At 38.0% G+C, this 26,168-nt stretch carries 24 protein-coding genes, 2 pseudogenes and 1 riboswitch; of the genes and pseudogenes, 20 read left to right on the top strand and 6 right to left on the bottom strand.

What is annotated here, in order from left to right; genetic code table 11:
• Nucleotides 1–112 precede the first annotated feature (112 nt).
• The 3 genes and pseudogenes from BSO02S_RS17965 to pgoN form a co-directional block, all read left to right on the top strand.
• The gene (locus BSO02S_RS17965) at nt 113–538 is read left to right on the top strand and encodes a hypothetical protein (RefSeq protein ID WP_342352009.1); all 426 of its coding nucleotides are present in this window, start codon (nt 113–115) and stop codon (nt 536–538) included.
• A 354-nt stretch (nt 539–892) separates the two neighbouring features.
• Nucleotides 893–4,084: a DEAD/DEAH box helicase gene (locus BSO02S_RS17960; RefSeq protein ID WP_066070489.1), complete on the top strand. Its 3,192-nt coding sequence runs from the start codon at nt 893–895 to the stop codon at nt 4,082–4,084.
• 18 nt (nt 4,085–4,102) lie between these two features.
• Nucleotides 4,103–4,426: pseudogene (gene pgoN, locus BSO02S_RS26500) on the top strand (glyoxal/methylglyoxal reductase); the annotation flags it as partial.
• An 82-nt stretch (nt 4,427–4,508) separates the two neighbouring features.
• Here the strand turns inward: pgoN and BSO02S_RS17955 are convergent.
• The gene (locus BSO02S_RS17955; protein WP_084375086.1) at nt 4,509–5,093 is read right to left on the bottom strand and encodes a M15 family metallopeptidase; all 585 of its coding nucleotides are present in this window, start codon (nt 5,091–5,093) and stop codon (nt 4,509–4,511) included.
• Between the two features lie 198 nt (nt 5,094–5,291).
• Between BSO02S_RS17955 and BSO02S_RS17950 the strand changes: the two genes are divergently transcribed.
• The 7 genes from BSO02S_RS17950 to BSO02S_RS17915 all read left to right on the top strand — a co-directional run bounded on the left by BSO02S_RS17950 (nt 5,292) and on the right by BSO02S_RS17915 (nt 11,466).
• Nucleotides 5,292–6,032 carry a GntR family transcriptional regulator gene (locus BSO02S_RS17950; RefSeq protein WP_066070486.1) on the top strand — a complete coding sequence of 247 codons (741 nt, stop codon included), beginning with the start codon at nt 5,292–5,294 and terminating at the stop codon, nt 6,030–6,032.
• A gap of 249 nt (nt 6,033–6,281) precedes the next feature.
• Nucleotides 6,282–7,001, top strand: a complete 720-nt coding sequence (deoD, locus tag BSO02S_RS17945; RefSeq protein ID WP_066070483.1) for a purine-nucleoside phosphorylase — start codon at nt 6,282–6,284, stop codon at nt 6,999–7,001.
• A gap of 79 nt (nt 7,002–7,080) precedes the next feature.
• Nucleotides 7,081–8,439, top strand: coding sequence for an MFS transporter (locus tag BSO02S_RS17940; protein ID WP_425320406.1), 1,359 nt, complete (start codon nt 7,081–7,083; stop codon nt 8,437–8,439).
• Between the two features lie 232 nt (nt 8,440–8,671).
• On the top strand, nt 8,672–9,070 hold the full coding sequence (locus BSO02S_RS17935; RefSeq protein ID WP_066070477.1) for a VOC family protein: 399 nt from the start codon (nt 8,672–8,674) through the stop codon (nt 9,068–9,070).
• Nucleotides 9,071–9,953: 883 nt separating this feature from the next.
• Nucleotides 9,954–10,571 carry a LysE/ArgO family amino acid transporter gene (locus BSO02S_RS17925; RefSeq protein WP_066070471.1) on the top strand — a complete coding sequence of 206 codons (618 nt, stop codon included), beginning with the start codon at nt 9,954–9,956 and terminating at the stop codon, nt 10,569–10,571.
• A 60-nt stretch (nt 10,572–10,631) separates the two neighbouring features.
• Nucleotides 10,632–10,856 (top strand): hypothetical protein, encoded by a 225-nt coding sequence (locus tag BSO02S_RS17920; RefSeq protein ID WP_066070468.1) that lies wholly within the window; start codon nt 10,632–10,634, stop codon nt 10,854–10,856.
• Between the two features lie 58 nt (nt 10,857–10,914).
• Nucleotides 10,915–11,466, top strand: coding sequence for a hypothetical protein (locus BSO02S_RS17915; RefSeq protein WP_157081477.1), 552 nt, complete (start codon nt 10,915–10,917; stop codon nt 11,464–11,466).
• A 286-nt stretch (nt 11,467–11,752) separates the two neighbouring features.
• On the opposite strand, the gene BSO02S_RS17910 is transcribed toward BSO02S_RS17915, so the two are convergent.
• The 3 genes from BSO02S_RS17910 to BSO02S_RS17900 form a co-directional block, all read right to left on the bottom strand.
• On the bottom strand, nt 11,753–12,211 hold the full coding sequence (locus BSO02S_RS17910; RefSeq protein WP_066070462.1) for a DUF2269 family protein: 459 nt from the start codon (nt 12,209–12,211) through the stop codon (nt 11,753–11,755).
• A complete protein-coding gene (locus BSO02S_RS17905; RefSeq protein WP_066070460.1) occupies nt 12,211–12,954 on the bottom strand; it encodes an NAD(P)-dependent oxidoreductase in 744 nt (247 codons plus the stop codon). Before BSO02S_RS17905 ends, BSO02S_RS17910 begins: the two co-directional genes overlap by 1 nt.
• 340 nt (nt 12,955–13,294) lie before the next feature.
• A complete protein-coding gene (locus BSO02S_RS17900) occupies nt 13,295–13,627 on the bottom strand; it encodes a winged helix-turn-helix transcriptional regulator (RefSeq protein ID WP_066070457.1) in 333 nt (110 codons plus the stop codon).
• A gap of 262 nt (nt 13,628–13,889) precedes the next feature.
• A riboswitch (SAM riboswitch) is annotated at nt 13,890–13,993 on the top strand.
• A 108-nt stretch (nt 13,994–14,101) separates the two neighbouring features.
• Here BSO02S_RS17900 and BSO02S_RS17895 point away from each other — a divergent pair.
• Together BSO02S_RS17895 and BSO02S_RS17890 are read left to right on the top strand one after the other, a co-directional pair.
• Nucleotides 14,102–15,138 (top strand): annotated as a pseudogene (locus BSO02S_RS17895) (LLM class flavin-dependent oxidoreductase).
• A 27-nt stretch (nt 15,139–15,165) separates the two neighbouring features.
• On the top strand, nt 15,166–16,122 hold the full coding sequence (locus BSO02S_RS17890; RefSeq protein ID WP_066070456.1) for an ATP-grasp domain-containing protein: 957 nt from the start codon (nt 15,166–15,168) through the stop codon (nt 16,120–16,122).
• Nucleotides 16,123–16,318: 196 nt separating this feature from the next.
• Here BSO02S_RS17890 and BSO02S_RS17885 read toward each other — a convergent pair whose 3' ends face one another.
• Both BSO02S_RS17885 and BSO02S_RS17880 read right to left on the bottom strand, forming a co-directional pair.
• Nucleotides 16,319–18,115 carry a dihydroorotate dehydrogenase gene (locus BSO02S_RS17885; RefSeq protein ID WP_066070453.1) on the bottom strand — a complete coding sequence of 599 codons (1,797 nt, stop codon included), beginning with the start codon at nt 18,113–18,115 and terminating at the stop codon, nt 16,319–16,321.
• Between the two features lie 54 nt (nt 18,116–18,169).
• On the bottom strand, nt 18,170–19,282 hold the full coding sequence (locus BSO02S_RS17880; protein WP_066070450.1) for a site-2 protease family protein: 1,113 nt from the start codon (nt 19,280–19,282) through the stop codon (nt 18,170–18,172).
• Nucleotides 19,283–19,760: 478 nt separating this feature from the next.
• Between BSO02S_RS17880 and BSO02S_RS17870 the strand changes: the two genes are divergently transcribed.
• The 8 genes from BSO02S_RS17870 (at nt 19,761) to BSO02S_RS17835 (ending at nt 26,137) form a co-directional block, all read left to right on the top strand.
• A complete protein-coding gene (locus BSO02S_RS17870) occupies nt 19,761–19,949 on the top strand; it encodes a hypothetical protein (protein ID WP_066070444.1) in 189 nt (62 codons plus the stop codon).
• Nucleotides 19,950–20,037: 88 nt separating this feature from the next.
• A complete protein-coding gene (locus tag BSO02S_RS17865) occupies nt 20,038–20,220 on the top strand; it encodes a hypothetical protein (protein ID WP_066070442.1) in 183 nt (60 codons plus the stop codon).
• A gap of 16 nt (nt 20,221–20,236) precedes the next feature.
• Complete coding sequence (locus tag BSO02S_RS17860; RefSeq protein WP_066070440.1) at nt 20,237–20,578, top strand: hypothetical protein; 342 nt, start codon at nt 20,237–20,239, stop codon at nt 20,576–20,578.
• Between the two features lie 100 nt (nt 20,579–20,678).
• Nucleotides 20,679–21,566, top strand: coding sequence for an aminoglycoside 6-adenylyltransferase (locus BSO02S_RS17855; protein WP_066070436.1), 888 nt, complete (start codon nt 20,679–20,681; stop codon nt 21,564–21,566).
• A 208-nt stretch (nt 21,567–21,774) separates the two neighbouring features.
• On the top strand, nt 21,775–22,389 hold the full coding sequence (locus BSO02S_RS17850) for a VanZ family protein (protein ID WP_235846958.1): 615 nt from the start codon (nt 21,775–21,777) through the stop codon (nt 22,387–22,389).
• Nucleotides 22,390–22,599: 210 nt separating this feature from the next.
• On the top strand, nt 22,600–23,487 hold the full coding sequence (locus tag BSO02S_RS17845) for an NAD-dependent epimerase/dehydratase family protein (RefSeq protein ID WP_066070434.1): 888 nt from the start codon (nt 22,600–22,602) through the stop codon (nt 23,485–23,487).
• A gap of 457 nt (nt 23,488–23,944) precedes the next feature.
• Nucleotides 23,945–24,439 carry a PTS sugar transporter subunit IIA gene (locus BSO02S_RS17840; protein ID WP_066070429.1) on the top strand — a complete coding sequence of 165 codons (495 nt, stop codon included), beginning with the start codon at nt 23,945–23,947 and terminating at the stop codon, nt 24,437–24,439.
• Nucleotides 24,440–24,598: 159 nt separating this feature from the next.
• Nucleotides 24,599–26,137, top strand: coding sequence for a maltose/glucose-specific PTS transporter subunit IIC (locus BSO02S_RS17835; RefSeq protein ID WP_066070427.1), 1,539 nt, complete (start codon nt 24,599–24,601; stop codon nt 26,135–26,137).
• Nucleotides 26,138–26,168: the final 31 nt, after the last annotated feature.

Raw genomic sequence — 26,168 nt, 5'->3', positions numbered from 1 at the left:
AAATATCCAACGTTAGGGGTAACTGCCTTTCCGAAAGCAGCAAGCAAGTGTTCATTTGAATACCATTATTTGCTAAACTAAAAGAAAGTGTTTTTTCAGGAGGAATGAGAAAGTGGAACGTCTGCCATTTGAACGCCCAACTGAACATTACGATGATCGAGTTTTCTCAATTGATGAGCAAATTTGTGTGTTGCTAAAAAAGAGAAAAGAAGTTTCAAATAATAACCCGGGATTCCCGCCTCCTGAATATATCACGAAGTGGGCTGGACAGTTTGAACTGTATGAGGATTTATTAAACTCGGTATTTGGGACACTGCGAATGGAGGACGAATTTAAACCTCGTGTGGAACCTAAGAATTTTATCAAGCATCTGCCAATCTTAAAATCCGTTGAAAAAGACGCCAAATTGTACACGGTAACCTTTATTCGTCAGTTTGAGAATGCCAGCGTTGTCCAACTAAATATTGATTGGGACAATTCAAATGATGAGCAAGATGACCTGCACCGCTTACGCCATCATCATCATAGATTTTTCTAATTGGATTTAGGGGAACTGTACGAGTGCCGACTGAGCGGGGGAGGTGGTTCGGATGGTAACTACAGACATGATTTTATTGTGTCGCCGCCAATACCAGATGATTATTCCGGAATGGAGCTGGTTTTTAAAGAATATCAGGGTCCATTTAAGGGAAAGCCAACAGGTTTTGAAATTGTTTTCCATGTAGATTAGGGTAGTCGGAAGCAATAAACGCTAAAATCAATTACCCCGATTTTAGCGTTTATTGCTTTAATTTTTTTTGCTAAAAAGTAAAAGGTTACCTGCCCTTATGGTACAATCACTAGGAATCAATATCGGATTATCAAACAATCCTCAAAGGAAGGGGCAGGGCAAGTGGACATAACATTAAATCATAAACTCATCAAAGAAATGTGCGGCGCTGTCTCCTTCAAACGAGGAGATTATTTTTGTCGGACGAATAAAGTAACCTTTGAACAATACCGTCCTGACCATTGTCAAGCAACGGTAACAGGTGAGGAAATGTTCCATGTTACGATTGAAATGGATGCTAATGAAAAAATTCGAACAAAATGCAGCTGTCCTAAGCTCGCTTCTTTTGATAAGGATTGTCAGCATATTGCGGCCGTTTTATTGGCGATTTACGAGCATCAATGTCAAGGGACCATCCCGACATTAACAAATACATCCAATCAGGAACTGACAGAAGGTTTATTAAATCTTTTCACTAATCAACCTGCCCGATTGAGCGGTCATCAGCTTCACTTTGAAAAAAGAGAGGTGCTTGATGTTGAGTTTACTTGTAAACCTGTCAAAATCGGCAATGGACAGAATATCTTCGGTATAGAAATGAAACTCGGGTCAAGCCAAGTGGAAAAAATCCGCGCTTTTCTCGGGAAAGTGAAAGATGGAATTCCAAGCATACTATCCAATTCATTCACGTACGACCCTCGTCTGCATTGCTTTCAAAGAGAAACAGATGCGGTTATTCAACAGCTCATCCAAGTGATTCGTGATGAAAAGGTCTATGCGGATCCGGTGCCTGACACCGAACAAAATCAGCTGTTGCTTATTCCATCATCCGCTTGGGAACGGCTCCTTCCTTCATTACTCATTGCCCCACTGGTGAAGCTGGAGATTGCTGGGCAAACCTTTGCTGGTCTGCATGTAACAGATGAACCGCTGCCATTAGAGTTTGACTTTCTTGAAACGAGTGAACAGGGCTATCAACTGAAGGTGAAGGGATTTAGCCGGATGGTTGTCCTTGAATCCTATCAGTCTGTTCTCTATGATGGGAAATTGAAACAGCTGGAAAGTCAGGACTGTCAAAGACTTTCGGACCTGAAGCGGATGTTGGCTGCATCAGGAACCAATCAAATTCCGATTCCGCAAGACCAGATTCATTTCTTTCTTGAGAAAGTGGCTCAAGGGTTAAAAAGACTAGGACATGTTTCGATTTCTGAAGCATTAACCAAGCAATTTATGAAGACACCTTTGGTAGCCAAGCTCTACTTGGACCGTGTGAAAAATCGTCTCTTAGCTGGTCTCGAATTTCACTATGAAAATAGGATTATCAATCCATTGGAAAAAAGAGAACTCCCAGCAGGTCCGTTGTTTGTAAGGGATGTGGACAAGGAAGAAAGCATCCTCCAACTAATGGAGGATAGCTCGTTTGCCAAGACGGATGGCGGTTATTTTTTGCATAATGAAGAGATGGAGTATGACTTTTTAGCTTATGTCGTTCCTAAGCTTCAAAAGCTTGTGCAAATTTATGCAACCACGGCCGTAAGAAATCGGATTTTCAGAGGACCTGCCCGTCCGCAGATAAGGGTGAAGGTCAAAAAGGAGCGGACTAATTGGCTGGAATTCAAATTTGAAATGGACGGTATCCCCGAAAGACAAATACGTGACATTTTATCCGCTTTAGAGGAAAAGCGGAAATATTATCGGATGCCTAATGGATCGCTGCTCTCGCTCCAGACGAAGGAAATGGAAGAAATTCAGCGTTTTCTTTATTCACCTCTTGTCAAGAATAAAGATATCGCCAATGGATTGGATTTACCGATTGAGCAGAGTCTTCAGCTCCTGGATTCTGTGGATGTGGGCGATGCCTACAAGTTAGAGGAATCGTTCCGTCAGCTCATGGATCACCTTCGCAACCCAGGCCGTTTGGAGTTTGAGGTGCCAATGAGTTTAGATCCAATCCTTAAAGATTATCAAAAGATTGGGTTTAAGTGGATGAAGACCCTTGCCTTCTATGGCTTCGGCGGAATTTTAGCCGATGATATGGGACTTGGGAAGACAATTCAAAGCATCGCGTTTATTGTGTCAGTCCTTCCCGATATCCGTAAAAATAACCAACCGGCACTCGTTGTTTGCCCATCATCCGTGACGTATAACTGGCTAAGTGAACTTAGGAAGTTTGCTCCTAACCTGCAAGCGGTTGTCATCGATGGAACAAAAGCAGAGCGGACCATGCTGCTTAACGAAGGACTAGGTACTGATGTGATGATCATCTCCTACCCGTTATTACGCCGGGAGATTACCTGGTTTGCGAAACAATCCTTTCATACCGTGTTTTTTGATGAGGCCCAGGCATTTAAAAATCCATTGACCCAAACAGCCCGTGCGGTAAAGAAGCTGCAGGCAGCCCATCGCTTTGCGCTGACTGGTACACCGGTCGAGAATTCGACAGAGGAGCTGTGGTCGATTTTTCACGTCGTCTTTCCGGAATTGTTCCTTGGGTTAAAGGAATATAGCAAGCTGACAAGGAAAAACATTGCCCGAAGAATCCGCCCCTTTTTACTGCGCCGGTTGAAGGAGGATGTGCTGTCAGAGCTTCCTGAAAAAATAGAGTCGAGGGAATCGGTGGAGTTACTGCCTGAACAAAAGAAGCTGTATATGGCCTATTTGGCAAAACTAAGGCATGACACATTGAAGCATCTCGACAAGGATACGATTCGAAAAAATAGGATTAAAATTTTGGCCGGTTTGACGCGCCTGCGGCAGATTTGTTGTCATCCAGGCTTGTTCGTGGATGGGTATAAAGGAAGCTCAGCGAAATTTGAACAGCTTCTGCAAATTATCGAAGAATCAAGGCTTTCTGGAAGAAGGGTGTTAATTTTTTCGCAGTTTACGAAAATGCTTGGTCTCATAGGTAGAGCCTTAACTGAGAAGGGGCTGCCGTTCTTTTACCTTGATGGACAAACACCCTCTGAAGAACGCTTGGAAATCTGTCAGCGATTTAATCAGGGCGAACGGGATTTATTCCTGATTTCTTTGAAAGCGGGAGGGACTGGCCTGAACCTAATGGGGGCGGATACCGTTATATTATATGATACGTGGTGGAATCCCGCCGTTGAGGAACAAGCAGCCGACCGAGCTCATCGGATGGGACAGAAAAACGTTGTCCAGGTCATCAAGCTTGTTGCCCGCGGAACGATTGAAGAAAAGATGAATGAACTGCAAGATAAAAAAAGACATCTTATTGAAGAAATCATTGAATCTGAAGCGAAAGGCGTCTCCACTCTAACTGAAGAGGATATTCGAGAGATATTGATGATCTAGCAGGGAGCTTCAAATCAACAAAAGGAGCTTCAGGCCTTTTGTAAAAAAGAAGGAATTCAACTGGAAGCGTGGTCGCCATTAAAACAAGGTTAGCTGCTTAACAAGCCTATTCTTGTAGATATCGCTCATAAATATAATAAATCGGTTGCCCAAGTTATCCTACGCTGGGATCTTCAAAATGGAGTTGTTACGATCCCGAAGTCAATCAAAGAACACCGCATTATTGAAAACGCAGATGTCTTTAATTTTGAATTATCCACAGAGGACATGGGAAAAATCGATGGCTTAAATCAGGATAGCCGCGCTGGCTCACACCCGGACACAATGACCGCAGGCTTTTAATTAAACCTGTAATTAATTGAAAAGCAAAAACTGTCCTAATGAGATGTTCATAAGGACAGTTTTTTGTGTGGGACTTTCCGAGCTACTTTGTATCGGCTGTCAAGGATGCTTCAGTAGGTCTCTCCCCATTCTGTAATTTGGCAATTGTCAATCCAAAATCCATTTGTAGATGGGGATAATCTTTAAATTTAGCCCAATCGCCACCCCAGTCAAACCCTAAAGTTTTTGCTAATTTAACAACCTCGGTCCAATCTGCTTTTCCATTTTTATTTCCATCATATTGCATATCCCAAATCACATTTCCTGAAGGGGTCTTTAACGCAAAATCAATGGCAAGCCCAAAATTGTGATAGGACTCTCCCCCTTTTGCATAGGTTACAATATTCCCTTCTGCCGACCGCCCTTTTTCATAAAGTTGATTCTGATTTTCCGCACTTCGGAAACCATCAGTAATCACGATTACAATTCCTTTATCCGCTGCTTGTTGAATTAATTGATTGCTCCGTTCTTTCACAATTGGATGGAGCTCAGTCGGTAATGAATCAGAACGATTTATTTTCGATTCCGTAAAAGGATTGGATCCATTAATATACAAAATAAAGAATAGGATAGCAATCAGCACGAGAGAAAATATATAAAATGAACTTCCTATCCGTTTTAGTTTCAACGTTTAAAATTCCTTTCGTATCTATAATCTTTTCACTATCTAAGACGTAAATCCTAGCCTCATAGTTTCACATTTTTACATACCTGCCTTTTCCATTCGAAAGTTTACGGTATAATGGTGTTATTATATCATCAATGTTGGTGATAACGACTCAGTTATAAATCCATTTTTAAAAACAAAAATTAGGTGTGAGGCAGTATGAATTTTAATCAAGAAGATTTGAGTAAATCAAAAAAACCACTATATATTATCGTATACGATAAGCTATATAAGCTGATTATGGAAGGGACGTTTCCACCTGATAGCAAACTGCCAACGGAACCTGAATTGGCAAAAATGTTGGGGGTAAGCCGAATGACATTGAGACAGGCTTTGGCTCTGTTGCAAGATGATGGCTTAGTCAAAAATGTTCATGGGAAAGGCAATTTTATTACAAAGTTTCATAAAAATCGCCATACGGCCGGACTCGAGAAAGTGGGAAACCCGCTTTACAAATGTCATTCGGAAACGATTGATGAAGTGGAGCTGAATTTCAGGATTGATTTGGTCAGTGATTATGCTGAGGAAGTATTAAAGAAAAAAATGGCGGCTGTTGTTGCTTTCGAACGATGGTATAAAAGTGGCAATAACGTGGTGGCCTATGCGTTGACAATGATGGCAGTCGAAACCGTGACCGAATTAAATCTAGAACTGCAGAATGACAAGCAATTATTAGACATGCTTGAAGAGAAAGTATATGAGCTTGCCAATTCTTCAACCATTGAAATCAAACGTTCGGTTGCTGTAAATAAAACTTTGCAGAAATATCAACTTTTTAAGGGTGAGGAATGCGATCTAATCCTGGAAAGCGTCTATATTAGCGATCAATATCCCATTGTATACAACAAATACTATATCCCAAAAGAGTTCAGTCAGATTAGAATTAATGCAGCTAAATAAATTGTTTTCCTAGAGCCTAACAGTGTAATTTCTTTATGAAAATACACTGTTTTTTTTTGTGAAAAAAAGCAAAACCTAAAAAAAATTATTGTTGCTAACGGAATAATTGTGTGCTATTCTTTGGTTGTATAAATTATATACAACTATTTATACAACTATACAACGTTGTTTGGGTATTCGGGTTATTATTGTAATATTTGAAAGCGGAAACAAGCCTAAAGTCTATTTAATCAAAAGGAGAGATTGATCATGAGTACATCGGAATTAAGAGAAACACCTCATATTAAACCTAATGGAGTAGAGATTGCCGAAACAATTCTATTACCAGGAGATCCATTGCGGGCCAAATTTATCGCAGAAACCTATTTGGAAGATGTGGTTCAGTTCAATGATGTCCGCAATATGTATGGTTACACGGGTACATTCAAAGGTAAAAGAATTTCTGTAATGGGAACGGGCATGGGGACACCAAGTATGAGTTTGTATTCATGGGAGCTCATTCATATATTTGGCGTGAAAAATTTAATTCGCATTGGGTCATGTGGAGCGATTCAAGATCAATTGAACTTGTATGATATCGTCTTTGCCATGGGAGCATCAACGGATTCCAATTATGTACAACAATACAATCTTCCAGGACAGTATTCAAATATTGCTTCGTTTGCACTTTTAGAGAAAGCGAAGAAAGTGGCTGACGAAAAAGGCCTTCCTGTTCACGTAGGAAATGTCCTTTCAAGCGACTTCTTTTATAATGCAGATCAAACAGCATTGGATAGATGGAGTAAGATGGGCATTTTATGTGCGGAAATGGAAACGGCGGGACTATATATGAATGCTGCCCATGCTGGCGTGAATGCATTAACCATTTTAACCGTAAGTGACCATATTTTTAGACATGAGCAAACAACAACGGAAGAAAGACAAACGGCGTTCACGAATATGATGGAAATTGCCTTGGAGCTTGCTTAAGAAGTACAGATTTTTTCGGGGAATTAGAGCACCTAAGAGGCAACGTGGAGAGGAAGTGTAGCAGATGACTACATTTAGCATGAATAAAGCCGAAACAGAGGCTGTTACGATAAAAAAGGCTGTCCCTATTTTATTATTATTGTTTGTTTTATGCTTGGTAATCGACAATTCTTTTAAAATTATTTCTGTAGATATGGCCAAAGACTTTGGTATTTCTGCGACAACAGTCAGCTGGCAATCTACTTTGGCAGGTCTTGTCATTGGGATTGGAGCGGTCGTCTATGCTGCGTTGGCTGACTCCATTAGCATTAGAAGGCTTTTGAGCGTTGGAATTATCTTAATTTGTGTCGGTTCATTAATGGGATATTTGTTTCAACATTCATTTGTGCTTGTTGTGGTATCACGTGTTATTCAAACAGCCGGGCTGGCATCAGCTGAAACGTTATATGTTATTTTTGTAACGAAGCATTTACCGGAAAAGGAACAAAAGAAATTTTTGGGATTCAGTACGAGCAGCTATGCCCTATCGTTGGTTATTGGCTCGTTGACAGGTGGCTATGTATCAACGTATTTACATTGGACAAGCCTATTTTTAGTCGCTCTTATCACAATCGTTCTACTTCCTTTTATCTTGAAATATCTTCCAAAGGGAAAAGGGAAGGGCAGCTATGTTGATGTCATTGGCTTGTTCCTGGTTGGGGTCATCGCCGCTTTTCTTATTTTATATATTTCAGGTTTTAATTGGATTTATTTACTCGTGTTTATCGCGGCAATTTTGTTATTCTTGGCGTATATAAGCAAGAGTTCAAAGTCATTTATTGATATTTCCTTTTTTAAAAATAAACGTTTTGTTTCACTGCTTGCTGTAGCGTTTGTGATTTACTCGGTTCAATTAGCGTATATTTTCTTGTTTCCGTTCCTGCTTGAAAATATTTATGGCATGAAGCTTGATACGATTTCGCTATTATTGATCCCAGCCTATGTTTTATCGGCAACTATTGGAGCTCTTTCCGGGAAAATTGCACAATTTCTTGGAAGTAAGCAATCAATTATTACAGCCATGGCTGGCATTACTGTAAGTGTATTATTGGGCGGATTGTTTATCCAAAGCTCGGTAGTTGTGTTCGTCATTTCGATGATTTTATTCTCCTCTTCCTTTGCACTCATGTATGCACCGATGATTGATTCATGTGTAAGTACAATTGCAAGGGAAAATTCCGGAACAGCGGTTGGATTCTATAACCTTGTTCTAAATGTAGCCGCTTCGATTGGAATTGCCTATACAGCAGCGATGATGGATTCACCATCTATGAAAAACAGCTTTTTAGGATATATCCATCTTGCAAATGCATCCTTATATAGCAATATCCTATTAACTTTAACAGTAATCTCTGCTTTCAGTTTAGTTATATACTGGGGATTCGTGGGACGAAAGTAATACCATTTTATAGGTAGATTGAATGGGAACCATGGGACTAAAAACGTAACGGATTTACTTCAGGGTGCAAACAATCAAATAACAAAGCAAAACACACGAGGTTTCTTATATGAAATCCCGTGTGTTTTTTTACTTTTATACCAACGATTATTAGTATGTTTATTGATAAATCACACCATAAAACCCATAATATAAACTAAAGGTCAGTTTAATGGAAAGGAGTTGATTTATAATGGAAAAGGTAACACCATTCTTAATGTTTCAAGACGGTAAGGCAGAGAATGCGATGAATTATTACACATCCCTCATTGAGGACTCAGCAATTACAAGTATTGTTCGATATGGTGCGAATGAAAGTGGGGATGAAGGAACTGTGATGCTCGCAACTTTTACCTTAAAAGGACAAGAATTTATGTGCATTGACAGTAATGTGAAGCATCAGTTTTCCTTTACACCGTCGTTCTCAATCTATCTTACCTGTCATACTGAAGAGGAACTTGACAATCTTTATCAAAAACTAATTGAAGGTGGACAAGCACTGATGCCTTTAGGCGATTATGGTTTCAGTAAAAAATTCGGTTGGGTAAATGACCGCTTCGGAGTTTCGTGGCAATTAAATCTTCCTAAATAAAAATGAATAACTTACTGTTTTCCTGCTGATACCCATCATCATAAAAGCATTAGTTATTCAACTATACTGCGTGCTTTAGTTGAAGAATACAATTAAAGATGAAAATGAGCTTGGGGATTTCCCAAGCTCATTTTTTGAGTGGTCTGTAATGTGAATTAGCTTGTTTATGTTAAAATATTTTCAATAAATTAACTTATGGAGAAATTTTTTACTATTTTAAAACGGAGAGTCGGGAGGAAATGAAACATTTTTATTTTGTTATTATACAAGCATTATTAATTCTCGTCCTTTTTGCAAATGAAATTCTATATAGAGCCATTAAATTACCTTTCTTGAGTAATAAGTTAATTTCATTATTAATTTATATATCAATTGGTGCGGTAACAATTTATTTTATTTATAAGTTTTATGATTTAATAAAAACTAAATTGCGATACAAAATATTATTGCATATAGCTGCTTTTATTATCGTTGCGTTAGCAATGTATATGGTGGCTTTATTTTCATAACAATAAAATTTCAACAAATTGTTCAATCATTAACGATTGAGCAATTTTTTTTTGTAAACAAAAAAAACCGCATTAGCGGTCTTTTTTGTTTGTCAGATGATATTCACTCTTTTGAAACACAATGTGAGCTCATTTGGGATATTACTGGCTTGTGAATTTTAGCGTGAATTACAACGTGAAAAACAGGTGAATTGCTCTGATATTTATATATGTGATTTTATGTTTTGCACCTCACAAGTAAACCCGTTACTAAAAACGTCCTGGGTTCTTTTTGGGTAAAATAGATAAAATCATCCTTTTAGGTGGAGACATTTCGAACAATTCAAACTACAATGAGATTAGCTACATATAATGCCAAATAAGGAGATTTGTCAATGTTAGCCTCATTTATTCATGGATTTATTCTTGCATTTGGACTCATTCTGCCACTTGGAGTTCAAAATGTTTTTGTTTTTAATCAAGGTGCGTTACAGCCACGTTTCATTAAAGCATTACCTGTTGTAATTACGGCTGCTTTGTGTGATACGCTTTTAATCTTGGTGGCTGTTTTAGGGGTTTCCTTCATCATTCTCGGATCATTTTGGATTAAGATGATTTTGATTGTGGGAGGGGGCGTCTTTTTAATTTATATGGGCTGGACCTCTTGGAATAGTAAACCAAGTATGGACAAAGAAGAAGCAGCGAAGAAATTTCCTTTAAAAAAGCAAATCTTTTTTGCCGCGTCTGTTTCCTTACTGAACCCTCATGCGATTATGGATACGGTTGGTGTCATTGGAACAAGTTCGTTGAAATACCAAGGGGAAGAAAAAGTCATATTTGCCGTTACCTGTATTTTGGTTTCCTGGCTTTGGTTTTTTGGGCTTGCCCTAGCGGGACGAATGAGTGGAAAATTGGATCAATCCGGAAGATTCATGCTGGTATTGAATAAACTATCAGCCATCGTTATGTGGGGGGCGGCTATTTACCTTGTCTTTTCTTTATTTAAAAATTAGGGCGATGCAAGGAATTTTTAGTACATAAAAGGCGAGGCATTGGAAATAGGTGAATATTTTATGGTTTGGATTAAAATTTTTGGATTAATTTTATCTATTATTTGTTTAGTGGCAGGACCTGTACAGTTGTATCGTTTTAAAAAAGAAGTTCAAAAACATGATGAAGGTCAGGTTATTACAGATAAATTGGCGAAAAAGTGGGTTAAGCGTTTGTATTGGGTGATCTTTTGGATTATCTTAGGAGTAATTTCTAGTATTGCAGCAACAATACTGAGCTATCTGTAAGCAATATTTAGACCTTTAATAATACCCTGAAAAAAATCGAATGTTGTTGGTTCGATTTTTGGTAGCAGTTCCAATATGGATCATGTACAGCATCGTCGTGGCTGTCATGTTTGTCTTTTTCCTGATTCGAAACCCTCTTTTATTCGGACGGGATACCGAAAAGATGATGACTTTTTTAAAGAAATCAAAAAGACCTTATTTTCAATTCCTTTATCACTTTCTTAATTATGATTTGTCAGAAGCGGAAAAAGCAATGGGGAAAATTCGCTCCGGAAAATTAAAAAGGATCATTGAAATGATGCTGCTCATAGAGCAAAAACAATTTGGGAAAGCAAAAGAACTGTTAGGGCAGATAGGAGAAAATAATGCAAAGTGGTATTCCTTTGCGTATATTGCAATGAGTGAAAGTGACACCGAAGCACTCAAGCAACATAAGGAGAAGATAAAAGATATCTACCTTTTAAAAACACTGGATGTTGACCAAGCCATTTATGACGGAAAAAGGGAAGAGGCGGTCGCGATGCTCGATGCCATGATTCCTAAGCTAAAAGGCTATAAATTACTGTCAGCCGTCCAGTTTCGCAAGCAAATTCAGGAGGGAAGGGTCTGAAAATTGATTAAAAATGGCGGGACCACATCTAATAACTGGTTCCGTTATCTATCACAAATATTAAAAATGTAAATTAAAATGAGAGCCAAATTGTATATGAATTTGACACTCATTTTTTATTGATAAAAGCGATTTGTGCAGAAATTACTCTAAAATTTGTATAGGAAAATGTACACCAAAATGAGAAGGGATAAATTTGAAAAAATGGCTCCCTTCATTATCATAGATCCCCGGATTCTGATGCGTTAGTGGTTAAAATGTGGTCAAGTCGCTCCCGTCGGCTTTTTTAAAAGGGCTTAACGACCATAAGCACCAATATGGTAATCATCAGCAGCTGTGCCGCCGTCTCGATTGGTACGATCTTTTTCATCAACAGTCCGAACTCGGCGGGTATTTCATTACCCTGGTCTTGACTTTCAGATACAATCTTTATGACCTTTTTCATACGCGGCTCGATCAATCCGTCGATCATGACGACCATGAGCAGCGATAAAAGGAAGGAAACATTCAGCCACATTTGAGATAACCCCATCTTGGTTATGATCATAAGCCAAACCCCGGTTATAATAAGTACGGCTCCGCCAATTTTAGGTATTATGGCAAGCTTGGTCGTTATACCAAAAGCAAAGCGCAGCTGACCGACGGTTCTAGCGGATCTTCGAATGATGGGCATCACGAAAGCTGGACCAATTATGGCGATCGAAGCCAATATATGCAAAACGAGCAGTAATCCAAACAAACCGATTATCTCCCTTCACCTCTGTGCACCAGAATATCGCTTTGATAGGCAAGACCGACCCTTTTTCTTTTAAACGATCCTCCGAGCTCTATATGGTCCAGCATACATTTCGCGACATCGTCATAAGCAACATCCAGCTCTTGAAGTCGGCTGAACAAGTGACGGGCTATATCTGCCTCGGAATATTCCTTGATCATCTCCGGAATCGGAACGGGTAAGGTTTCCGTTGTTACATGGAGATGAACCGGATCTGGATGCTCTATCGAAACAATCATTGTTCCCGGACACATAATGGACCAATCGAGTTGAGTCTGCTGTAGCCGTTCGAAATTCCGGTTGTGATTTTTATACTCAGGCGGGAAGCCGGGTAAATTGTTGCCGATAAGATCGGTATATGGAATACCCAGCAGTCCGGCTCCTCCCATTATCCATACACGCCCAGAGAAACTAGGTTGGAATTCACATTGGGTTATAATGTTATCGACGATACGAACAAACTCTTCACCCTGGCCCGCATGGCCGGCTGCAATAATAGCGGCGTCTTGATGCGCGAGCGCCTCACCGACGCTGACCGGGTCCATAATATCGGCCATGATCACCTTCACATGCTGTGCGGAACGCTCACCTAGTTGATCATAAAGCTTCTCAGAATTTCGCACAAATGCTGTCATTTCATGCCCCATTTTTATCCCTCGCGCCAACACTCTTTTTCCTGTATTCCCCGTCGCTCCAAAAACAATAATTTTCATTGTTCTTTCCTCCTCTTAAATGGCTCCTAATATTTGGTTAACTCAAGCTTAGCATCGTTTTAATATTATGTTAAGAACCCACTTTAAAGTACGGTACTTACTTAAAAGTAAGCATGACAGAATGGGAAGACTTAATTGTTCACGCGGAGTTCGGGGGGACAGGAAATATCAAAAGACAGATTGGCGACAATCCTACACTATCAGGAGTTTTATTAACTCAAGCCCGAAAATTAATTCATAACAGGAGTGCCGACTGTAGGTAAACAAAAGCTGCCCGGTATCCCGTGGCAGCTTTTGTTTTGAGTTGATTGAATTAGTGTACAAGTTCCTTGAACCAGCTTTAAGACGCTGATTCTTTATATTTCCGCTTATTATGATTTTCTCCCCAAGCGCACATGACTTCTGCTACAGGGATCAATGTTTTGCCGTATTCACTAAGGGAATATTCTACTTTTGGAGGGATGGTAGGGTAGATCGTTCTATTGACTATGCCTTCTCGTTCCAAATCTCGGAGATGTTGTGAAAGCATTTTTTGTGAAACATCAGGTATAAGCTTTTCCAGATCGTTGAATCGCTTATTGGATTCAATCAAATGCCATAAAATCATTGGCTTCCATTTGCCACCTAAAACATGAATGAGTGCCTCAACTGGACATTCACGCTGATGAATCATTGATAAATCCTCCCCTTACTTTTAAGTAAGTGCATTATCTAATGTAAACACTTAACAAAATTTTACAAGAGATATACAAACAAGTCAATCAAATGAAACTAAAAAGGAAGAGTTAACTTCATACTGAAACTGATTGGATGATAAAATTTCCTTTACCGTGTTTATAAGTTGTTATTTAGAGTTTAGAAATATTTGATTGACAATTTAATAAATTTAGACTATTATCACTTTAGTTAATTAAAAAATTGAATGTAAATTTTTCTTCTTATCCAGAGAGGTGGAGGGACTGGCCCTTTGAAGCCTCGGCAGCAGGTTCTTATGAATACTGTGCCAATTCCATCAAGCACATCGCTTGAAAGATGAGAAGAGGGTAATAAAACTCTCTTCTTAGGAAGAGAGTTTTTAATTTATACATAAATCCGACTTAAATAATAGGAAAACTATATAATTAGAATTGTAGAGGAGAGAATACAAATGAAATATGGCTTTTGGTTACCGATTTTTGGAGGCTGGTTACGTAATGTGGAGAATGAAAATATGCCGCCTACCTTTGATTATGCAAAGAAAGTAATACAATCCGCTGAAAAATGGGGATACTCGACTACCTTAATAGCTGAATTATATTTAAATGATATTAAAGGACCAGAGTATGACTCTCTTGAAGCTTGGTCTACAGCAGCAGCACTTGCAGCAGTGACGGAAAAAATTGAAATTATGACTGCGATTCGCCCTGGTTTTCATAATCCTGCTGTAGCGGCCAAAATGGCAGCAAATATTGATCAAATCAGTAATGGGCGTTTTACTCTTAACGTTGTTTCTGCTTGGTGGGCAGAAGAAGCACGTCAATATGGGGGTATTTTTACAGAACATGATGAGCGTTACGCTCGTACCGAAGAGTTTATTGATGTACTAAAAGGTTTATGGACAGAAGAAACCTTCAATTATTCTGGCCAATTTTACGAATTAAAGGATACGAAGCTTGCACCGAAACCTGTTCAAGGACCTAACCCGATTCTTTATGCAGGCGGTGAAAGTGAAAAAGGTAAGCAAACCATAGCGGAAAAATGTGATGCTTATGTTATGCACGGTGGTACAGTTGAAGAGATTGATAGAAAAATAACCGATATGAGGGCACTCCGTGAACAAACTGGAAATGCGCCATTTAGTTCATTTGGCATGGCTGCTTATGTTATTTGCCGTGATACAGAAGAAGAGGCTCTGGCTGAGCTTGAAAAAATCACGACTGTGAAAGATACTAGCGGATATGCTGGCTTTAAAGATTTCACTACTAAATCACATTTAGAGCAACAAATCAAATTACAGGATTACTCTTATCTAATCGCGGCCTACGACCGAATTTAGTAGGAACACCTGAGCAAATTGCAGATCGAATTTTACAATATGAAGACGCTGGCTTAGATTTATTGTTATTGCAATTTTCACCTCAATTAGAGGAAATGGAACGCTTTGCAAAGCAGGTTATGCCATTAGTTGAACAAAAACGTAGTTAAATAAAGAACTAGAAAGGTGACATAAAGATGAGCAAGGTATATGTGATCCATGAAAATAGTGAGTGGACAGTCCATTTAACAAAAAGGTTAGCGGAACTTGGTGTTCCTTATGAAGAATGGCATTTGGACGAAGGAACGCTAGATTTATCAAAAGAGCCCCCAGAAGGAATCTTCTATAGCCGAATGAGTGCATCTTCTCATACACGTAATCATCGTTTTGCAGCTGAATTTTCAGGGCAAGTATTGGCTTGGCTTGAAGCACATGGACGTTCGGTGATAAATGGAACGAGCGCACTAAAGCTAGAGGTTAGTAAGGTTTTACAATATTTGGAGTTAAACAAGTATGGTGTAAAGACTCCAAAAACTATTGCAGCGGTTGGAAAACAAAACATTTTAAAGGCAGCAGAAGCATTTGAAGGACAGTCCTTTATTACGAAGCATAACCGTGCCGGCAAAGGCTTAGGTGTTCAATTATTCCATAGTATAGAAGCTCTAAAAGCTTATGTGGAAGGACCTACATTCGAAGAACCGGTCGATGGAATTACCCTTATTCAAGAATACATTCAATCTCCTGAAAGCTACATAACCCGTTGTGAGTTCGTAGGGGGAAACTTTGTTTATGCAGTTAATGTTGATACCTCGGAAGGATTTGAACTTTGCCCAGCGGACGCATGCCAAATTGGCGATTTATTCTGCCCGGTAGGAGAAAAAGTAGAAGAGAAGCCTAAGTTTCAAATCATTGAAGGTTTTGAGGACGAAATTTTAGAAAAATATAAAAAGGTTCTAGCTGGTAATAAAATTCAAGTTGCTGGAATCGAGTTCATCAAAAATGCTGAAGGTGAAATTTTTACTTACGATATTAATACAAACACGAACTATAATTCTGATGCAGAAGCAAAAGCTGGAAAATACGGAATGCTCGAAGTAGCTTTATTATTAAAGAAGAAATTAGAAGAAAAATACGTAGCAACAGCAACGGCATAATTTAGAGATGTAACGAAAATTTCCTTGGAATTGACTGATAATGAAAGGGGTATTGAGAGTCTTCTTGATTTAATTAAAGAAGAAGAAAACCCCATAACACATCTAAGCCGTTCTCTTTTAGTGTACCCGCATAAGAAAAGGCACATATCAAATAATAGAAAAAAATAAGCCTACAGTGATGTCGGCTTATTTTTTTCTATTTCTTTTTTAATAAAAATGGCGCCGTGCAAATTACTCCAATTATGTATAGAACAACTGCTATATAAGCAGGTAGTAAGTGAACAAAATCAGTATAGCCAATAATAAAATGAGTGATAATCCCGGATAAAAATGCTGGAATGGCACCGATTGTAAAGGTCCACCAGACCCAGCTTTCTCCTTCACGAATTCCCCATAAGGCAAGCATTAATACCAGTAAGCCTACACTTAGCAGAGCACTGCCAAACCCGGCCCGGTCATGTGCAATCACAGGGATTAATCGTTCATTAAATTCGCTTAGCGCTTCCGTAGTAAGACATAAATAAGTAAGATCGGTTGGAACAAATATAGTTGATGCACCAACGATTGAGATTACAATTCCGCCAATCGTTAAAGCAAACCCTAAAAGGACAAACGATAATTGACCAATTAAGCTCAACTTCCAATCTTTATGATTGAAGAGGTTGGTGCTTGATGGCGCCGCTTTCGCATTTTGGGATTTCGTATATCCCAAAATAAATAACGGTAATAAAATAAGCCAAAACAATCCATGAAGCCATTCGAAATAACCATACCCGATAAATAATAGGATTCCAAGGAAGCCAATCATACCGGCGATATTGACCGCTTTTCTTGCCCAATGAAGGCCATACCTAATTCCGTGCCTCGAAAGCTGCATGTAGATGATTCCACCTGAAATCATGGTCCCTGAAAGAGTCATCCGGTCATGTGCCATAAAGTATAAAATGGCAGGGTTGAAAGCTAAGATATCTGTTCTCATTATCCCTAAAAAGGATTCATCATATGGAAGGATAATGGCGGTCATACTAAAAAACAATGCGATGAATCCAGCAACAGTAATGGCCAAACCAAACAACCAATACCACAGCCATCCTTTAGCCATCACGGATTCCTTCGGGAGCCTGTTGCTGTATGCCTCATTAATCCGCTTTGGCAGACCAGGTCCAGCAAATACATAATCAAAGCCTAACATGACAAGCGAAGCTCCGTTTTCCAATAATTTAATAGCATCTACTGGCTCTCTTACCCCGCTTGAAGTGATAATTGGCAATTCATCACCGAATATTCGCCTTAAGGCAGCAAGCATTTCGATTATCCCATCAGGCGAGTGCGCTCCATCAAGGAGTACCCCACTTGGATTATAGTTTTTCAGCTTATCAATATTCGCCGTATTTTCTGTTGAAAAAGCAAAAATAATGGGCTTACTTAATTTTTCTTGAAATTGGATATATTGATCAGCTGAAGCAAAAGCATTGCTGTCCAGAATAAATCCATCACTAAAAGGAAGGAGTTCTTCACAAATCTCAGTTATTTCCTGAAAAGTTCCCTCCACCCTGATAAAAAATGGCACCTTCTTTTTTTTAAGAGAGTGTAGTCGCGCCTTAACTGTAGATAGCTTTATAGATAAGTCGGAAAATCCCCTTACCTTTTCCTGTTTTTGATCTATGGAGAGTTTTTCCTTCCTTGCTGAACCTTGTATGGATACTGGGCCAATCTCAATGAAGCCAAAACCAAGGTTTTGAAAAGCTTTCAGTCCAGATAATTGTGGATCAATTTTCCCGCTTAATCCAACTGGAGTGGTAAACGGAACACCGAATAATTGTTTTTCGAGTTTATTAGAGGGTGCCATATGGCCAAGAAATTCTATCCATCCTTCCCCTATTGCCGAAGAAGATAACATACTCATCCCACGATGAATAAACTCCCGGCTAAAGGAGGGTGGCAGCTTATGAAGAATCGGCTTGAATATGGTGTGATACGACCAATCTGGCAAGGCTGATCTCCTCCCTTAATAAAAATTAGCACTTAGAAAAACAATGACATGTTTTTATCTATTCATGATTTTTTGTATTTCCGGATGGTTCATGAGAATTTCATTGCCATAATAATAGCTAAATGCCAGGGCAATGACTAGACCGATATAAATAAAAAATAACTGCATTTTTGTCTTCTTGCTCGTTTTATAATAGGTTTCCGTTGTCTGTACTTCTTTTTTGAAATTTGATACCTTTTCTTCTAAATTGTTGAGAATACCTTCGATAACTTGTTGATTGTTATGGATATCTTCTTCGCTCCATGTTTGAGTACCTGATAATTGTTGGAGATAAAGGTCCTTCTTCATTCTTTCAATTTCGGAATTCAGTTTATTTAATATTTCAGTAATTTCTTGATTTGAGACGTTCCATTTTGCTTTTCTAGCAATTTCTTGAACAGAATCTAGATTAGGTGATTCTTGCTTTAATCTTAGTACCAAGTGTTCAAGATCTTGTACTTCCATTTTATCTTTAGTTAAACTTTTTTGTTTTTTATATAATTTGTACCATTCTTTTGAACCGAGGATGACAATGATAAACCCTATGATACTAAAATGCATGACAGAAAAGGCTAATAATAATACAATCCCTAATCCCCATAATTTAGTACTAATCCCTGCTGCAATTCTTCCCCCATCTAATGGGGTAATCGGGATTAAATTAAATAAATTTATCATTCCGCCCAAATAAATCAGAAGTGCCCAGAATGATTCATGTGTATATAAATACAATGGAATGGCTGGCAAAAAGGCTAATAATCCAAATAAAGGACCCATGTATGCCAAAAACCCCTCGTCTTTTGCACTTTTTGGCATTTCCTTAAGGCCAATTACCGCACCCATAAAAGGAATAAATATAGCTGGGCTAACAGGCAGTTTCATCCTTTTAGCGGCATACATATGTCCCATTTCATGAACAAACAAAAGGTAGACTAAGGCCACGGCAAACGTCCAACCAAAAATAAGAGCATAGGTTCCGAGATAGATAATCATGCTTATAAGTGTATGAAGTTTAAGGAATTTTAAAACTACTAAAACGAATTTAAATTTACCTAATAATACTGCTCCAATTGTACCTAATATTCCCCAAGCGGTTTTCTTGCCGCCTTTAATATTCTCTTCTTTCAAATGAACATCCCCTTTAAAAAACAACACCTTTTGTAAAAGAAAAATATAGTCCTAAGTATATTATACAGGAAATTACAGAAGTGGAAGAAGGATTTAAAGTTTGGATTATCGAATTAAATGGAGTCAAAACATTAAATATAGGTGGAATTTATTATCGAGCAGGAACAATCGTTCAGATATTAAAATATTCCAAGAGGAATCAGTGTAATATACCATGGAAGAACAAGTGTGCAGCACTGTTGTGGATAAAGAAAAAAATTATTATTAAGTTGTTTATAGAGTTTTTCTTTTTGTATTAATATTGGAGGATTCTCAGAAGTAACATATGCATTACTTAAGGAATCCGGCTGCGGTTCCAGCCGGATTTTTCATATTCAATTACAAGGCTATTTAGTGGAAGAAGGGAAACACTCCTGTAACATAGAAATAATAGAAAACAAATAGATTTGGTTACCTATTATCAACTAAAAGGGGAATTATGGAATTTACTTTTAATAAGGCTCAAACCATTTATCTTTTTGCCGTTTTATTTATGTTTATTAATGCCGTCTTCATACCAGACGGTGAAAAATTAAAAGATATTTTGAGTATGATTATATTCTTAGTTGTTCTCATCGTATTCATTATAGGAAAGATAGTTAAGAAAAATAAAAGGGAAAAGCCTTAAAAAAATGGAATGAAGATTTAATGGAAATTAAGTAGTTTGGGGAACTAAATAATGTAGATTTTGTAGGACAGTTAGGGGGGATTCTTTTATGAGAATAGATAAACTTATCCTTACAGGAATATTGGCAGGTATTTACTCATTTCTATTAGATGGTTTTGAACAGGATTATGGACTGAATCATATATTAAGCAGTTTTGTCTTAATGATTTTAACAATTATAACAGGATATTTATTACATAGGTTCGGACGTAATAAGAAAAGAGAATTTTAACAAGGAGAAATGTAAAATGAAAATTATTGAATGGAATGTTGATGATATTGAACAAACAGTAGATTCTTTAGATGAAATGATTTTGGCTAATAAGCTAATTAATGAAATAAAAAGAGATGATTTTGACACAGATGAAATTAAAACAAAAGCTGCAATTGCAGTTTGTAAAATGAAATTGTTTGGAGAATATAACGCTTTACTGGTGAGAAATATGGAAGAGTATTTATCTGATGCAGAAGTATATGTATTGACTTGGGACGGTGAGGCATCGGATGGGGGAGACATGTTAAAGCTTGATGCCTTTAAGTTAGAAGAAATAATTAATGGAACTATATTTGGAGATACTAATGACTTTTGATTTTAAAAAAAACGGTGATATGCACATAAATAATGTAGCTAATTAGGGCGTGCCAGGCACCATCTCAATTTAAACGGAAACTCTATCGAGGAGAATAGCAATGAGAAGCGAAAAAGAAATGTATGATTTGATATTGGGGATTGCTCAAAAAGACGATAGAATTCGAGCGGTTTATATGAACGGTTCAAGAACCAACCCTAATGCTCCAAAGGATATCTTTCAGGACTATGATATTGTTTATGTCGTGACAGAAACAGCCTCTTTCATAAAAGATGAGACATGGATTCATAGTTTTGGAGATTTACTTATGATACAGGAGCCTGATAAAAATGATAAACTTGTTGGTTTGAATATGGATTTTGATAGGTCTTATGGATATTTAATGCTTTTTACAGATGGGAATCGAATAGACCTTCATATCGAAACCAAAGAGACAATGATTGCTGAATATGGCAATGATAAACTGACGGTTCCATTATTAGATAAAGACAACATTCTGCCACTCATTCCCGCTCCCACAGAAATTGATTACCAAGTAAAAAAACCAACAGAACCTATGTTTTATAGTTGTTGTAATGATTTTTGGTGGTGTTTTCAAAACGTTGCCAAAGGAATTTGGCGCGATGAATTACCATACGCAAAGCAAATGTTTGAAAATGTAATAAGAACTAAATTGGATGAGATGGTTTCTTGGTGGATCGGCATCAAGCACGACTTCCAAGTTTCAACGGGAAAGATGGGAAAGTATTTCAAAAAGTACCTTCCTGAACCCTATTGGGAGATGTATGAAAAAACTTATTCTGGCAATGATTATGAAAATTTTTGGGCCTCCATATTTGCCACTTGTGAATTGTTTCGAAGTTTAGCAAAAGTTGTTGCTGATAACTTATTGTTTACATATCCAATGGGTGACGATAAAAATATGACCAAATATCTAAAACATGTAAGAAATTTACCCTCTGGTGCAGAGGAAATACTACCTGAATAACAGAATACCAAAAAAACAAAAATGGCTTGATTCGTAGCCATTTTTGTTATTTCATAACTGGTACTAATCCCCTGCGCTTTTTGATTTTTGTTAATAAATGAATCAATTTGCGCCATATGTTTTTGATCATGTTCAATCATTCCAATAAAGTAAATAAGGGATATAAATTCTTGGGTCTGCTTGAAATTGAGGGAATGAGGATTAATGAATGGTAATTAAAATGAAAAACAGTGCATTCTGGCTATCGTTAGGTTTATCTCAGATTCTTTTTGTTATTTGTTTGCCGGTCTGGTTACGGCTTTTATCCTATCTTCACCCTATTGTTCTGGTAGTGGTGTGGATGTGTGTCACCATTTTTGTGTTTTTTTTCGTTTATTTTGCGCAGAAAGAAACCATACAAATCTCCAAAGCTATGATAAAAATTGTCTCGGGCATATATAGTGCAGGTTTATTGATTCTCCTATTTTTTCGCCCGGCAAACCAAGAGTATAGTAAAATTAATTACATCCCATTTAAAACAATCCTTGGCTTCCTTTCAGGAAATGGGAATTTTCTTATCGCATTTTATAATTTAGCAGCGAATATCCTTCTTTTTGTGCCATTTGGTGTGGTGACTTTACTGCTTAATAAAAATTCATCGAGGGGTCCGTTATTGTTCGTACCGGCTGTTGTCATTCTCCTAATCGAGACGACACAGCACCTTACAAGGCGTGGCAGTGCAGATATTGATGATTTCATCTTAAATCTGCTCGGGGTATGGATTGGCTACTTTTTGTATCCTTTGATTCAAAAAGTGGTGAAGGTTAAAGATTTGGAAGCCTAATCATTTTCTATTAACGACCTCAAACATTCAATGGGCGAATATAGGGCTCCAATGGGCGAATTCTAGGGTCTAATGAGCGAATTGGCGGATTCAATGGGCGAATTTTAAGGTTCAATGAGCGAATCTACAGGTTCAATCGGCAAATCTATAAGGCTGGGTCATCGAATACTGACCAATTACAAAAATAAAGATATTGGGAGGAAATGTTTCATGAAATCTGCGTTAATTCTTGGTGGAACACAGTTTGTTGGCAAAAGGTTAGTCCAATTACTATTAAATGAAGGGATGGAAGTGACCATCGCGACAAGGGGGAAAACTCCCGATTCCTTTGGTGATCAGGTGTCAAGATTGAAAATAAGTCGTGAGGATGCTAATTCCTTACAACAGGCCTTTCAAGATAAGAAATGGGATGTGGTTTTTGATCAAACCTGCTATTCTTCGCAAGAAGCCTTTGACACCCTGAAGGCTTTAGATGGGAAAATCCAGAAATATGTGTTTACCTCCAGTCAGGCTGTCTATGATTTCGGTACAAATCACAAGGAAGATAACTTTAATGCCCTAGACTATAAACCAATGTTAAAAAACAGGGGCGAGTACACCGGTTATGTTGGCTACCAGGAAGCAAAGCGAGCTGCTGAAGCGATGCTGTTTCAGAAGGCAAAGGTTCCCGTTGTGGCCGTCCGCTTTCCGATTATTGTCGGGAAAGATGATTATACCAATCGCTTAAAATTCCATGTGGATCATGTGGAAAATGGGAAAGCGATGTTCATTGAGAATCCTGACTTTAGATATAGCTTTATAGATTCGGAAGAAGCCGCTAAGTTTTTATTAGGGGTGGCCAAGTCCGATTTTCAGGGAGCGATTAACCCCGGCTCAAGTGATGATATTAGTTTAAGAGAATTAGTGACGTTAATCGAAGGGCTTACTGAAATAAAAGCCAATTTACAATTAAGTGGAGATCCATCGCCCTACAATTTGCCCGGTTCGTGGTCGGTCGATACTAGCCGTGCGAACGTACTAGGGTACAAATTTACACCATTAAAACAATTATTGGAAGAATTAATTCAGCACTATGCACTGGATTTTGATATTATCTGATTTTCAAACATTACAAAGCCCCTTGATTCAATCATCATAGGGGCCATGCTCTGTTTTCATGCAGTAGGTTAAGGAACAAATAGTCTGGAATCGGCTTATTATATTTAATGATTTATAGACATTCAAGGAAGCATCCATTTGTTGGGTGCTCTTCTTCCAGTACTGGCTCCGCCTTCGCCAAATACCATGATAGCCACGCGTGCTATCCCCTCTAATATGTATCATAACGCTATATTGTTAAAAAAATATGTCGTAGATGTTAATCATTAATTAAATTTCCTGGGATGTGGATTGAAATTCAATCGTACAATTACTAGCGCTGCGCACTTTTGTTACGTTAGAGAGTTGTTAAGTAATTTCACAAGGAATATTTGGTATAGACAACTGTACCTATAAAGTGCTAATATTTTTTCCTATTAAGAGCAAAGTAACAATTATCAAAAAGGAGAGATTTAAAATGTTTGGTTTTTTAAAAGGAAAAGAAAAAAATAATTCAAAGGAAATAAATGAGCAAGAATTTATTATGCCAATTGAAGGAGAGATCATTCCTATCACAGAAGTTGAAGACCCAGTATTCTCGGAGAAAATGATGGGTGATGGCTTTGCAATTATTCCGGAAAATGGGTTAGTCGTTTCGCCGGTCGATGGCGAAATCATGAATGTCTTCCCAACTAAGCATGCGATTGGAATTAAATCAAAAAAAGGATTTGAAATTCTCATCCATGTGGGCTTGGAAACCGTCAATTTAAAAGGTGAAGGTTTTACTGTTCTCGTGGAAGAAGGAAAGAAAGTTACAAAAGGAAAAGAGCTATTGAGGTTTGATCTTGAGTATATTAAAAAAGCTGCCGCTTCGTCTGTCACACCAGTAATATTTACAAATGCAAAAAGTATAACCTTGAAAAAAAAAGGGAAAATAACGCTAGGAGAAAGCGGTATAATATCCATTCAATAATATCGAGTAAGAGGATTACAAATAATAATCCGATCTTTTTATGAAAATCTTTTCACTAAATAGTCTGCAGATACGAAAAGCCTTAAAAGCGCATTCATCTATATTGAATGTGTCTTTTTTTAATATATATTTAAGATATGAAAAAAGGAGGTAGAAGCGATGAAAAAGTTTTTTGAAATAGCCCAGCAATTTGGTAAGTCGTTTATGCTTCCAATAGCTGTCTTACCAGCTGCAGGTTTACTACTAGGTATAGGTGGTGCGCTATCAAACCCAAATACAGTGTTAGCGTATCCATTTTTAGATATTACATGGCTTCAAGCGATATTTACGATTATGAGTTCGGCAGGAAGTATTGTTTTTGGGAACCTACCGATTATTTTTGCTGTCGGTGTCGCAGTTGGTTTAGCTCGTTCAGATAAAGGAACAGCTGGATTGGCAGCAATGATTGGATATTTTGTTATGAATAGTACGATAAATGCCCTGCTCTCAATTACTGGGAAAATTGCTAAGGATAATTTAGCTGGAGCAGGTCAAGGAATGGCTGTTGGTATCCAAACGTTGGAAACAGGTGTGTTTGGCGGGATTATCATTGGGATTATCGCAGCCCTATTACACAATAAATATAATAAAATTCAGCTTCCACAAGTGTTAGGCTTTTTCGGGGGCTCAAGATTTATTCCAATTGTTGTATCCTTTACAGCAATCTTTGCAGGGGCCGTTCTATTTGTTGTTTGGCCTTTTGTCCAACATTTCATTAACCAATTAGGAACATTGGTTAACAATACAGGTGTAATCGGTACATTAATCTATGGCTTTGTCTTACGGATGCTTGGACCCTTAGGCCTACATCATATTTTCTATTTACCATTCTGGCAAACGGCTTTAGGTGGCACAATGGAGATTGGCGGGAAACTTGTAAGCGGTACCCAAAACATCTTTTTTGCGCAATTGGCGGATCCGGGTACAAAACATTATTACGAGGGAGTTTCCAGGTTTATGTCTGGTAGGTTTATTACCATGATGTTTGGTCTGCCAGGAGCAGCACTAGCTATTTATCATTGTGCTAAGCCCAAAAATAAAAAACTAGTCGCAGGGATTCTTCTATCTGCTGCCTTAACTTCTTTCTTAACAGGAATAACGGAACCGCTTGAATTCAGCTTTTTATTTGTCGCTCCAATTCTCTATGTGGTCCATGCTGTATTTGATGGATTAGCTTTTATGATGGCTGATATCTTTAATATCACAGTTGGACAAACCTTCTCCGGAGGATTTATTGATTTCACGCTATTTGGTATTCTTCAAGGTGAGGCTAAAACAAACTGGATTTATGTATTGTTTGTCGGAATTCCATGGTTCTTCTTATATTATTTTACATTTAAATTTCTAATCAGGAAAAAGAATCTTAAAGTTCTTGGTCGTGAGGATGATGAAAAAGGTGTTTCTGTTAATCAAGTAGCAGTTACTGACCGTGCTAAAACCATTGTTGAAGGTTTAGGCGGATCACAAAATATTGATATAGTGGATTGCTGTGCTACTCGTTTACGTGTCACAGTCAAGGATGAAGCATTATTTAATGAGGACATTATTAAACAAACAGGTTCAAAAGGGATTGTTAAAAAAGGAAATGGTGTACAAATTATTTACGGCCCACAGGTTACAATTGTAAAAAATGAAGTTGAAGAGTACTTGGGTCATTGAGAAATGAACTTTTTCTACAAGGACGTGTATT

The organism is Neobacillus soli NBRC 102451 (assembly GCF_001591665.1).
In the GTDB taxonomy this organism is placed as follows: Bacteria; Bacillota; Bacilli; order Bacillales; family Cytobacillaceae; genus Neobacillus; species Neobacillus soli.
This window is presented reverse-complemented; position numbering and strand designations above follow the sequence as displayed.